This is a genomic window from Streptomyces sp. NPDC044061, from assembly GCF_056434305.1.
This window is the reverse complement of the sequence record NZ_JBWKFL010000045.1, coordinates 9640-22676: the sequence shown is the minus strand read 5'-3', so window position 1 is coordinate 22676 and position 13037 is coordinate 9640. Positions and strand designations below refer to the sequence as shown.

Below are 13037 nucleotides of genomic sequence, written 5' to 3'. Positions count from 1 at the left end.
GCTGGGTGTGGCTTTCATCGGGTTGCCGTTTGTGGCTCTGGAGACCTGGCCGCCCAGCACCCCGTGACGACCCGGCCGCCGATTGGGAGTTGCGAGAACGTCGCTGAGTAGGACCATGCCGGCATGGTCGTCTGCGGACCTGTGCAACAGCGAGCTCGTGGAGGTGCCCGTGACCCGTATCTGGGCCGGCGTGGACATCGGCAAGGAACACCACCACTGTGTGGTGATCGACCAGGACGGAAACCGGCTGCTGTCGCGCCGTGTGGCCAACGACGAACCAGAACTCCTGACCCTGATGGCCGATGTGCTGGCCCTCGGCGAAGACGTCACCTGGGCGGTGGACGTGGCCGACGGCGGAGCCGCCTTGCTGATCGGGCTGCTCGTCAACCACGACCAGCGGCTGATCTACATCTCCGGCCTGGCGGTCAACCGGGCCTCGGCCGGTTACCGGGGAACCGGCAAGACCGACGCCCGCGACGCGGCTGTGATCGCCGACCAGGCCCGCCTGCGCCGCGACCTCAACCCGCTGCGGCCCGGCGACGAGGCTGCCACCGAGCTGAAGATCCTCACCGCACGCCGCAGCGACCTGGTCGCCGACCGGACCCGGACCATCAACCGGCTGCGCGAACAGCTGCTGAACGTCTTCCCGGCGCTGGAGCGGGCCCTGGACCTGACCAACAGCGGCCCCCTCGTCCTGCTGACCGGCTACCAGACCCCGGCCGCCCTGCGACGTGTCGGCGCCAAGCGGCTGGAGACCTGGCTGCGAAACCGCAAGGTCCGAGGCGCCCAGGCCATGGCCGCCGCAGCCGTCGAGGCCGCCGGACGGCAGCACACCGCGCTGCCCGGCGAGAAGCTCGCCGCACAGATGGTGCACACCCTCGCCGGGGAGGTGATGGCCCTCAACGAGAAGATCACCGAGACCGGCAAGCTCATCGAGAAACGTCACACGCAAGCCGTGCTCGCCCTCGCCCGCCGACGAGTCAACGTCCTGTGGGCCCTCTTGCGTGACGGACGGTGCTACCAGCCCATACCGCCCGTCACTACGGCAGCTTGACAACGTCATTGGGAGGTCTCCTTCGTGGATACCCCGGCCTTCAGGCCGGGGAGGAAACGAAGCTCCCGCGTAGCGGGGCAGGGAAAGGCGAAGCGCTGCCAGGGCGATTCGGCGTCTATGACCACCGGCCGACACCCGTCGTCTACACGGGAACTGATAGAATGTGAGCTATGACGCAGCAGGTCAAGCGGGCGTTCAAGTACCGCTTTTACCCCACGAACGAGCAGGCAGCAGAGCTGTCCCGCACGTTCGGCTGCGTCCGCCTCGTGTACAACAAGGCGTTGGAGGAGCGCACACGGGCCTGGTACGGCGAGCAGCGCCGCCTGTCCTACGTGCAGTCGTCGGCGGCGCTGACGGAGTGGAAGAAGACCGAGGAACTGGCCTTCCTGGCGGAGGTGTCCTGCGTCCCTCTTCAGCAGGCGCTGCGTCACCTTCAGACCGCGTTCGGGAACTTCTTCGCCAAGCGAGCGAAGTACCCGCGCTACAAGCGCCGGAAGAAGTCCCGAGCGTCGGCCGAGTACACCCGCAGCGCCTTCAAGTGGCGTGACGGGAAGCTGACGCTGGCGAAGATGGCCCAGCCGCTGGATATTCGCTGGTCGCGTCCGCTGCCCGAAGGCGTGGAGCCGACGACCGTGACAGTGTCCCGTGACGCGGCCGGGCGTTGGTTCGTGTCCCTGCTGTGCGAGGACAGCATCACCCCGGGCCCCGCCACCACGGCGGCTGTGGGCATCGACGCCGGGATCACGTCCCTGGTGACGCTGTCCACCGGGGAGAAGATCGCCAACCCGAAGCACGAGCGCCGTGACCGTCTCCGGCTGGCGCGCGCGCAGCGGGAGCTGTCGCGGAAGGTGAAGGGTTCGGTCAACCGCGAGAAGGCCCGGGTTAAGGTCGCTCGCGTCCATGCGCGGATCGCCGACCGGCGCCGCGACTTCCTGCACAAGCTGTCGACTCGGCTCGTCCGTGAGAACCAAACGGTCGTGATCGAGGACCTGACCGTCCGCAACCTGCTGAAGAACGCCAAGCTCGCGCGCGCCATCTCGGATGCGGCCTGGACGGAACTTCGCTCCATGCTGGAGTACAAGTGCGCCTGGTACGGGCGCGAACTCGTCGTGATCGACCGCTTCTTCCCGTCCAGCAAGCTGTGCGGGAACTGCGGCACGGTCCGCGGGAAGCTGCCGCTGAACGTCCGCGAGTGGACGTGCGCCTGTGGCGCCGTGCATGACCGCGACGTGAACGCGGCACGCAACATCCTGGCCGCCGGGCTGGCGGCGTCTGCCTGTGGAGACGGTGTAAGACCTCAACGGGAGTCCTCCCGGACGGGGCAGTCGTCGATGAAGCAGGAAACCCAACGGGCGACCGCAGGAATCCCCCGCCTTTAGGCGGGGGAGGAAGTCAAGGCGTGTCTGCGCTCCTGGGCGTACGGCTTGCGCGTTCGGCATCGTGCTCTCGCAGTCGGCGTCGTGCTGGTGAGCAGGGTGCGGGGCCGGGCCGTTCCGCCCAGGCCCCGCGGGGCGGTCGGCGGCGGCCGGGTCAGCGGGGGTCCGGTGTCTCGATCTCCTGGTCCAGCGCCGCGAACAGTTCCTCGTCGGTGACGTCGCTGAGGTCGTCCTCCGCAGTTCCGGGCGCCGGTGCTTCTGGCGCCGAGGTCTGTTCGTCCAGCCTGCGCAGCGCGGCTCGCAGCCGGGTACGTACGGCGGTGTGGGCTTCGCTTCCGTGGCGCAGGGTCGCTACGAGCGCCTCGATCCGGGCGAGTTCGTCCAGCGGCGAGATGTCGTGCCTGGTGTCGTCGGGCGTGAGGCGTTCGGCGAGGTGGCGGGCCAGCGCGGTCGGGGTCGGATGGTCGAAGACGGTGGTGGCGTTGAGCTTGAGTCCGGTCGCGCGGGCGAGCCGGTTGCGCAGTTCGAGGGCGGTCAGGGAGTCGAACCCGATGTCCTTGAAGGCCCGTTCGCCACCGTCGGCACTGTCCGCGGGCCGGCCCAGGACGGCGGCGGCGTGGGCCTGGACCAGGGCGAGCACGGTCTCGAGACGCTCGTCCGCGCCGAGAACGGCCAGCCGGTCGCGCAGGGCATCACCGCCGTCACGGGTCGTTGCTTGTGCGGCGATCCGCCGGCCGGGTGCACGGAGGAGTCCGCGCAGTACGTGGGGCACGCTGTCGGGTGCGGTGCCGGGCGGCAGGTGGAAGTGTGCGGCGGCTACGGCCGGGTGCGGTGCGTGCAGGGCGGCGTCCAGGAGCGCGAGCCCTTGGGCGGCGTCCATCGGGGCGACACCGCCGCGCGCCATACGCGCCCGGTCGGTGGCGTCCAGATGTCCGGTCAGGCCGCCGTCACCGGCCCACAGGCCCCAGGCCACGGAGGTGACGGGCAGCCCGTCGGCAGCGGCGGCCCGCGCCGCGAGCGTGTCCAAGTAGGTGTTGGCGGCTGCGTAGTTGGCCTGTCCAGCGCCGCCGACGAGGCCGGACAGGGAGGAGTAGAGGACGAGTCCTGCGAGGTCCGCGCTGCGGGTCAGTTCGTACAGATGGCGGGCGGCCGTCGCCTTGGGCGCGAGTGCGGTGTCGAGGCGCGCGGCGTCCAGGGAGGCGAGGACGCCGTCGTCAAGCACGCCCGCGGCGTGCAGCACCAGGGTGAGTGGGTGGGCGTCGGGGATCCGGCCGAGCAGGTCGGCCAGCTGCCCCCGATCCGCCACATCGGCAGCCTCGATTGTGACCTTGGCGCCCAACTCATCCAGTTCTGCAGCGAGTTCAGTCGCTCCCGGGGCGTCGGGGCCTCGCCGTCCGACGAGCACCAGATGTCGGATGCCGTACCGGGTCACGAGGTGCCGCGCGGCGTGGGCGGCCAGTGAGCCGGTGCCGCCGGTGATCAGGGCGGTGCCGTCCGGGTCGGGCGCGGGGGGCAGGGTCAGGACGAGCTTGCCGGTGTGCCTGGCTTGGGCGAGGTGACGCAGTGCGGCGGGCGCCTGGGGGACGGGCCAGGCCGCGAGGGGCAGTGCGGGCAGGGCTCCGCTCTCCAGCAGCGGCAGCAGCTCGCCGAGGATCGCGGCGATCCGCTCGGGCCCGGCCTCCATGAGCTCGAACGCCCGGTAGGAGACGCCCGGCCGGATCGCGCGCACCTCGTCGGCGTCACGGATGTCGGCCTTGCCCATCTCGATGAACCATCCGCCGGGGCCGAGGAGCCGCAGCGAGGCGTCGACGAAGTCCCCGGTGAAGGAGTTCAGGACGACGTCGAAGCCGTCGTCCCCAGCGGCCGTACGGAAGTGCTCCTCGAAGTCGAGGGTGCGCGAGGACGCCACATGCTGCTCGTCAAGGCCCAGCCGGTGCAGTGTCGGCCACTTGCCGGGGCTCGCGGTGCCGAACACCTCGGCGCCGAGATGGCGCGCCAGGTAGACGGCGGCGTGCCCCACGCCGCCCGCCGCCGAGTGCACGAGAATCCGCTGACCGGCCTCCAGCCGTGCCAGGTCCACGAGTGCGTACCAGGCGGTCAGATAGGCGGCGGGCACGGCGGCCGCCTGGGCGAACGTCCAGCCCTCCGGGATCCGTGCGACGAGCCGGCGGTCGGTGACGGCGACCGGTCCGATCGCACCGCCGAACAAGCCGGTGACCCGGTCGCCCACGGACAGGTCCGGTACGCCGGACCCGACCTCGGTGACGACACCCGCCGCCTCGGTACCCAGCGGGGCGGTTCCAGGGTAGCTGCCGAGCGCGATGAGAACGTCACGGAAGTTGAGCCCCGCTGCACGCACGGCGATGCGGATCTCTCCGGGGCCGAGTGGCTGGGTAGCGTCGGGGGCGGCCTCCAGGGTGAGGGCGTCGAGGGTCGTCCCGGCCGGGGCGAGCCGCCAGGCGCCGATGCCGGCCGGCGGAGTGAGTGAGCCCTCCGGACTCGCGGGCAGTGGAGTGAGAGCCGGAGCGTACAACCCGTCGCTGCGCACGGCCAGTTGAGGTTCGCCGAGGGCGAGGGCGGTAGCGAGGACGGATGCGTCGATCACCTCTGTGTCCGAGTCGACGAGAACGACACGCCCCGGGTTCTCGGTTTGCGCACTGCGCACGAGTCCCCATACGGCGGCCGTCGCCGGGTCCGCGAGGGCATCTTCGCGGCCGGTGCTGATGCCGCGCCGGGTGTGGACGACGAGGGTGTGGTCCTGCGTGCGCTCATCTGCCAGCCACGACTGGAGCGCGCCGAGGACATGGGCGGCAGATGGGCCGGGCAACGCGTCGGGTCCGGAGGTCACGGGGAGCACTTCCACCTGCGGCGGATCACCCGCCGGACGTACCGGCTCCGCGTCCCCGGATTGGCCCTCCGTATCAAGGCGCACCCGCGCCACCCATTCGACAGTGTAGAGACCGTCGTGATCGCCATCGTCGGCCGGGGGCCGGAGCAGTGCCCCTTCGGCGAGCTCCCGCAGTGTCAGCTCCTCGGCATGGGCGACAAGTTCGCCTGCCGGGTCGGCCAGAGACACTCCGATTCCGCCGCGCTCGGTCCTGCGCAGCCGCACACGTACAGCCGTCGCCTCGGTGGCCTGCAGCGTGAACCCGGTCCATGAGAAGGGCAGCTGAGTGCCTCCACCGTCGTCCGAATCCAGGAGTCCCGCGGCGAGCGGGTGCAGGGCGGCATCGAGGAGCGCCGGGTGCAGGGGGTGCCGGGACACGTCCGCGCGCAGCCTTCCCTCGTCGGGGAGAGCCACCTCGGCAAGGACGTCGGCGCCGTGCCGCCAGACCGCTTGTACGCCGCGGAAGGAAGGCCCGTACGTGTAGCCGCGCGCCGCGAGTTCGTCGTAGAGCCCCTCCACCGGTACGGGTGTCGCTCCGGACGGCGGCCAGGTGCCCGTCGGTCGGAAGTCCGGCTCGGCGACGGAGGGCGGTTCTTTCGTCAAGGTGGCGGTGACGTGCCGCACCCACGGTGCGTCCGGAGTGCCGGATCGGCGTGCGTGGACGGTGAGTTCGAGCTGTCCGGCATCGGCGCCTTCCTGGTCCGTGTCGGCTGTTCGCACGGTCGCCTGGATGTCCACGGGCGCGCCGTCAAGGACGAGAGGTGCCCACAGGGTGAGTTCGTCGACGTGAGGCGCGCCCGCGTGTTCCCCGACGAGAAGGGCGAGGTCGAGGAAGGCGGTGCCCGGCAGGACCACGGTCTCGCCGACGGCGTGGTCGGCGAGCCACTCCGGGTCGGCGGCGGTGCCGATCCGGCCGGTGTAGAGGGTCGTGCCGTCGGCGAGTGTCGTGGTGGCGCCGGCAAGCGGGTGATCGGTGACGTCAAGCCCCAGGAGACCCGGGTCACTGCGGTCGGACGCGATGTCGAGCCAGTAGGTGTGGTGGTCGAAGGCGTAAGTGGGCAGGCCCGGCGGTGGCGCCGCGTGCGCGGGCACCTGGACCGGCCAGCGCACCGGATACCCGTGCACGAACAGCGTGGACACCGCGGACAGCAGCGGCGCGTGATCGTCACGGTCACGCCGCAGCGTGCCCGTCACCACGACGTGGTCGGCCCCGGCCGCATCGACGGTGTCCTGGACACCGGCGGTCAGGACCGGGTGCGGGCTGCTCTCCACGAACGCCCGAAACCCATCCGCGTACAGCGCCTCCACCGTGTCCTGGAACCGCACCCGCTGCCGCAGATTCTCAAACCAGTACTCCCCCGTCAGCTCCCGCGTGTCCGCCAGCAAGCCACCCGTCAACGTCGAATAGAACGGGATCGCGGCCTCTCGCGGACGTATGTGCCCCAGGAGTTCAGAGAGTTCGTCGCGCAGGGCGTCGACGTGGTGGGAGTGCGAGGCGTAGTCCACCGGGACCTGGCGCACCCGCACCTCACTGTCCCGATGCCGTGCCACCAGTTCCTCGATGGCCTCGGCGTCGCCGGAGACGACCGTGGAGTGCGGTCCGTTGACTGCCGCCACCCCCACCCTGCCCTCCAGCGACCCCAGCAGCTTCTCCGTCTCCCCCACCGACAGGCCGACCGACGCCATCCCCCCGGTCCCGGCCAGCGCCCGCAACACCCGCGACCGCAGCACCACCACGGCCACCGCGTCCTCCAACGACAAGGCACCCGCCACGCAGGCCGCCGCGATTTCCCCCTGCGAATGCCCCACCACCGCATCCGCCACCACACCGAAGGAGCGCCACACCTCCGCCAACGACACCATCACTGCGAACAACACCGGCTGCACCACATCAACCCGACCCAACGCGTCGGGATCCGGCAGCACCTCCTCCAAAGACCACTCCACATACTCCGACAACACCTCGCCAACCTCGGCGAATCGCCGCCGGAACACCTCCGACTCCACCAGCAGCGAGCGCGCCATCCCCACCCACTGCGCTCCCTGACCAGGGAAGACGAACACCACCCCACCCAACTCCGAGGCGGCCAGACCCTCGACCACCGCCGGATGCGGAACGCCCGCACTCAAGGCCTCCAACCCTTCCCGCACCACACCCGGCTCCCAGCCCACCACCACGGCACGCCGCTCCAACACCCCACGACGCGACGCCAGCCACCCCGCCACGTCACCGGGAGTCGACGTTTCGAGGTACGCGGCGAGGTTGTGGGCCTGTGCGGCAAGCGCCGGTTGTGTGCGGGCGCTGAGAATCAGCGGGATGGGCAGGGAAGGTGTCTCGGCAGTGTCGGGTGCCGGGTGCGGTGGCGCGGACTCGAGGATGACGTGGGCGTTGGTGCCGCTCATGCCGAAGGCCGAGACTCCGGCGCGCCGTGTGCGTCCGTCGGTCTCCCAGGGCCGGGACTCGGTCAGCAGCGACACTGCACCGCTGGACCAGTCCACCTGCCCCGTCGGCGTCCCGGCATGCAGCGTCCGGGGCAGCACCCCGCGCCGCAACGCCTCCACCATCTTGATGACGCCCGCGACACCGGCGGCGGCCTGCGTGTGACCGATGTTGGACTTCAGCGACCCGAGCCACAAAGGCACTTCACGGCCCTGCCCGTACGTCGCGAGCAGCGCCTGTGCCTCGATCGGGTCGCCCAGCCGCGTCCCCGTCCCGTGCGCCTCCACCACATCCACATCAGCCGCGGTGAGCCCGGCCGACGCCAGCGCCTGACGGATCACCCGCTCCTGCGACGGGCCGTTCGGTGCGGTCAGACCGTTGCTGGCACCGTCCTGGTTCACCGCCGACCCTCGCAGCACGGCCAGCACCGGGTGGCCGTTGCGCCGCGCGTCCGACAGTCGCTCCACGACCAGCAGTCCGACGCCTTCGGAGAATCCGGTGCCGTCGGCGTCCGCCGAGAAGGCACGGCAGCGGCCGTCCGGGGACAGTCCGCGCTGCCGGCTGAACTCGATAAGCATGTCTGGTGTCGCCATGACGGTGGCGCCGCCAACGAGCGCCAGGCTGCTCTCGCCCTTCCTCAGCGACTGCGCCGCGAGATGCAGCGCCACCAACGACGACGAGCACGCCGTGTCGATGGTCAGGGCGGGGCCGGTGAAGCCGTACGTGTAGGACAGGCGGCCGGAGGCGACACTGCCCGCGCTGCCCGTGCCGAGGTAGCCCTCCACCTCTGCGTCGGGCCGTCCGAGCCGGGACCGCCCGCCATACTCGGTGTAGATGAGTCCTGTGAAAACGCCGGTGGCGGATCCGCGCAGGGAGGCGGGGTCGATGCCCGCCGACTCCAGTGCCTCCCAGGAGGTTTCCAGGAGGAGTCGCTGCTGCGGGTCCATCGCGGTGGCCTCGCGCGGGCTGATCCCGAAGAAGTCGGCGTCGAACTCGGCCGCGTCGTAGAGGAATCCACCGTGCCGGGTGGAGGTGGTGCCGGGGGCTGTCAGGTGCGGGTCGTAGAGCGCGGAAACGTTCCAGCCGCGGTCCTCAGGGAACTCCGAGATGGCATCACGGCCGTCGGCGACCAGTTGCCAGAGGTCCTCTGGGGAGTGCACGCCGCCCGGATAGCGGCAGGCCGTGCCGACGATGACGATGGGGTCGTCGGCCTCCTCCGCGTCGGCGTCCCGAGCGGCGCTCCGGTCCTCGGTCGTGGCGTCGGCCGGGGCGAGGAGTTGGCTGTGCAGGTGGGCGGCCAGTTCTGCCGGGTTGGGGTGGTTGAAGACTAGGGTCGCGGGCAGCCGCAGACCGGTGATGCGGCCGAGGCGGTTGCGTAGTTCGACCGCGAGGACGGAGTCGAAGCCCAGGTCCTTGAAGGCCCGGTCTGCGGTGGGGGCTGCCGCAGAGTCGTATCCGAGGACGGCGGCGACCTCGTCTTGGACCAGGTCCCTGAGTGTGGCGCGCTGTTCGCGCTCTGACTGGCGTCGCAGCCGGTCGGCCAGGCCGCCGGCACCATGCCCCGCTTGTTCGGCGACCCGGCGCCGCGGCCGGGGTGCGGGCCGGTGGTCCTCGATGCTCCGGTTCGCCGCTGGTGCGGTGAGGTCGGCTGCGGCGGGCGCGCGCAGAGTGATGGTGTCGACGGTCAGGACAGCCTGGCCGCTGGGGTCGGTCGCCGTGAGAGCGACAGTGCTTCCGTCCGCCGTGGGTGCGATGCGCACGCGGAGCAGCCGTGCCCCGGTCGCCCGGAGCGTGAGTCCGGACCACACGAACGGCATGCGCACGTCGGCGGAGGCCTGGTCGAGGAGCGCGCGCGGGTGCAGTGCGGCGTCGAGCAGCACCGGGTGGATACCGAAGGTGGCGGTGCCGTCGTCGGGCGCAGGGATCTCCTCGGGCAGGGCGACCTCCGCGTACAGGGTTTTGCCGTCCCGCCAGGCGGCCTGTACGCCATGGAAGGTCTCCTCGTACGTCACCCCGAGGTCCGCGAGGTGCGCGTACAGCCTCTCTGTGGCGAGGAGTTCGGCGCCGGTGGGCGGCCAGGCGGTAGGCGGGCCCAAGGGGTGGTCGTCGTCCGTCGCGTCGGCGGCGCGGGACAGGGTGCCCTCGGCGTGCTGTTCCCAGCGCTGGTGCCCGTCGCCGGTGCGGGCGTGGATGGCGAAGGCGCGGCGGCTGTCGTCCTCAGGCGGTGCCAGCACCACCTGGACGGCGACGGCGGTGTGCTCGTCGTCCGGCAGGACGAGGGGCCGGGTGAGCACCAGTTCCTCGACCTGGTCCAGGCCGGACGCGTCGGCGGCGTACAGCGCGAGTTCGGCGAGGGCGGCGCTGGGGAGGAGCCGGGTGCTGTCGAGGGCGTGGTGGCCGGTCCAGGGCTGGGCCGTGCGGGAGAGGGCGCCTTCGAGGACCAGGCTGCCGTCGTCGGCACGGTCGACCACGGTGCTCACGAACGGGTGCCGCTCGGTGCGCGCGCCACCGGTCGGTGCCGGGGTGTCGAGCCAGTAGGGGTGGTGGTCGAAGGCGTACGTCGGCAGCCCGGCAGGCGGCGCCGCGTTGGCGGGCACCCGTGCCGGCCAGCGCACCGGGTGCCCGTGCACGAACAGCGTGGACACCGCCGTCAGCAGCGGCACGTGATCGTCACGTTCACGCCGCAGTGTCCCCGTCACCACCACCGCATCGCTCCCGGCTGCATCCACCGCGTCCTGCACACCGGCCGTCAGCACCGGATGCGGACTGCTCTCCACGAACGCCCGGAACCCGTCCGCATACAACGCCTCCACCGCATCCTGGAAGCGCACCCGCCGCCGCAGATTCTCGAACCAGTACTCCCCCGTCAGCTCCCGCGTGTCCGCCAGCAAGCCACCCGTCAACGTCGAATAGAACGGGATCACCGACTCACGCGGACGTATGTGACCGATCAACCCGGTCAGTTCCTCGCGCAGGGCATCGACGTGATGCGAATGCGAGGCATAGTCCACCGGAACCTGGCGCACCCGCACGTCACTGTCCTGGTACCGCGCCACCAGCTCCTCGATCGCCTCGGCGTCGCCGGAAACGACCGTGGACTGCGGCCCGTTCACCGCCGCCACCCCCAGCCTCCCCTCCCATGCTCCGAGCAGCTTCTCCGTGGCCCCGACAGGCAATCCGACCGACGCCATACCGCCGGTCCCCGCCAACGCCCGCAACACCCGCGACCGCAGCACCACCACGGCCGCCGCATCCTCCAGCGACAACGCGCCCGCCACACACGCCGCCGCGATCTCCCCTTGCGAATGCCCCACGACCGCATCCGGCTCCACACCGAACGAGCCCCACAGCTCCGCCAGCGCCACCATCACCGCGAACAACACCGGCTGCACCACATCCACTCGGCCCAACGCAACCGGATCGACCAACACCTCCTCCAACGACCAGTCCACATACTCCGACAACGCCACACCCACCTCGGCGAACCGCCGCCGGAACACCTCCGACTCCACCACCAGCGAGCGCGCCATCCCCACCCACTGCGCCCCCTGACCAGGGAAAACGAACACCACCCCACCCGGCTCACCGCCAGCCACGCCCTCAACCACCACCGGATGCGGCACCCCCGCACCCAACGCAGCCAACCCCTCCCGCACCACATCCGGCTCCCAACCCACCACCACCGCACGCCGCTCCAACACCCCACGCCGCGACCCCAACCACCCCGCCACATCCCCCAACTCACCATCGGAGGCGGAGGACAGGTGGTCGCCGAGCCGGCGTGCGGCTGCGGCGAGGGAGGCTTCGGAGCGGGCGGTCAGGATCAACGGTGTGGGGAGGGACGGGGTTTCCGGCGGCGTGGCTTGGTCGGTGGTGGGGGCCTGTTCCAGGATGACGTGGGCATTGGTGCCGCTGATGCCGAAGGAGGACACGGCGCCCCGGCGGACTCGTCCGTCGGTCTCCCAGGACCGGGACTCGGTCAGCAGCGACACCGCACCACCGGACCAGTCCACCTGCCCCGTCGGCGTCTGAGCATGCAGCGTCCGCGGCAGCACCCCACGCCGCAACGCCTCCACCACCTTGATCACACCCGCCACACCCGCGGCGGCCTGCGTGTGACCGATGTTCGACTTCACCGAACCCAGCCACAACGGCACCTCCCGACCCTGCCCATACGTCGCCAACAGCGCCTGCGCCTCGATCGGATCACCCAACCGCGTCCCGGTCCCATGCGCCTCCACCACATCCACCTCACCCGGAGCAAGCCCGGCCGACGCGAGCGCCTGGCGAATCACGCGGACCTGGGACGGGCCGTGGGGGGCGGTCAGCTGGCTGCTCGTGCCGTCCTGGTTCACGGCGGAGCCCCGGAGCACGGCCAGTACCGGGTGGCCGTTGCGCCGGGCGTCCGACAGGCGTTCCACGAGGAGCAGTGCGGCGCCCTCGCTCCAGCCGGTGCCGTCCGCGTCGGCGGAGAAGGCCTTGCAGCGGCCGTCGGGGGCGAGGCCGCGCTGTCGGCTGAACTCGACGAACGTGTTGGGGGTGGCCATGACGGTGGCGCCGCCGGCCAGGGCGAGGCTGCTCTCGCCCTTCCGCAGCGACTGCGCGGCCAGGTGCAGCGCCACCAGCGACGACGAGCAGGCGGTGTCCAGGGTAACGGCCGGGCCGGTGAACCCGTAGGTGTAGGACAGCCGGCCGGAGGCGACGCTGGGCGCGCTGCCGATGCCGACGTGGCCCTCGTGGGCGGCCGGTGTGGGGTGGGGGTGCTGGAGGCGGCTGCCGTAGTCGTTGTACATGATGCCGGTGAAGACGCCGGTGTCGGAGCCGCGCAGGGCGGCCGGGTCGATGCCCGCCGCCTCGACGGCCTCCCAGGCGAGTTCGAGCAGGATGCGTTGCTGCGGGTCGATGGTCAGCGCTTCGCGCGGGCTGATCCCGAAGAAGTCGGCGTCGAAGTCGCCGGCGTGGTGCAGGAACCCTCCGTGCCGGGTGGTGGTCGTCCCGGGGTGCTCGGGGTCCGGGTTGTAGAGGGCGTCGGGGTTCCAGCCGCGGTTGCGCGGGAACTCCGAGATGGCATCACGGCCTTCCGCGACGAGCTGCCACAGGTCCTCGGGTGAGGTGACTCCGCCGGGATAGCGGCAGGCCATGCCGATGACGGCGATGGGCTCCGAGTTCCGCGCGTTAGCCGATTCGAGTTCGGCGACGCGGCGGCGCGTCTGCTGGAGACTCTCGGTGACCTTCTTGAGGTAGTCGCGGAGCTTTTCCTCGTTCGCAGTCATACGCCCT

General features: G+C 71.1%; 3 protein-coding genes. 2 read left to right on the top strand and 1 reads right to left on the bottom strand.

Annotation, left to right across the window (positions count from 1 at the left end; translation table 11 throughout):
* Positions 1 to 169: 169 nt before the first annotated feature.
* The gene (locus AC07CM_RS41510) at positions 170 to 1054 is read left to right on the top strand and encodes an IS110 family transposase (protein ID WP_478881723.1); all 885 of its coding nucleotides are present in this window, start codon (positions 170 to 172) and stop codon (positions 1052 to 1054) included.
* A gap of 170 nt (positions 1055 to 1224) precedes the next feature.
* Positions 1225 to 2433, top strand: a complete 1209-nt coding sequence (locus AC07CM_RS41505) for an RNA-guided endonuclease InsQ/TnpB family protein (protein WP_478881722.1) — start codon at positions 1225 to 1227, stop codon at positions 2431 to 2433.
* Positions 2434 to 2584: 151 nt separating this feature from the next.
* On the opposite strand, the gene AC07CM_RS41500 is transcribed toward AC07CM_RS41505, so the two are convergent.
* Positions 2585 to 13030 (bottom strand): SDR family NAD(P)-dependent oxidoreductase, encoded by a 10446-nt coding sequence (locus AC07CM_RS41500; protein ID WP_478881721.1) that lies wholly within the window; start codon positions 13028 to 13030, stop codon positions 2585 to 2587.
* Positions 13031 to 13037: the final 7 nt, after the last annotated feature.

Excerpts from the sequence above, each read along its gene's own strand:
- AC07CM_RS41505 (WP_478881722.1), top strand. The coding sequence starts at position 1,225 with ATGACGCAGCAGGTCAAGCGGGCGTTCAAGTACCGCTTTTACCCCACG.
- AC07CM_RS41500 (WP_478881721.1), bottom strand. The coding sequence starts at position 13,030 with ATGACTGCGAACGAGGAAAAGCTCCGCGACTACCTCAAGAAGGTCACC.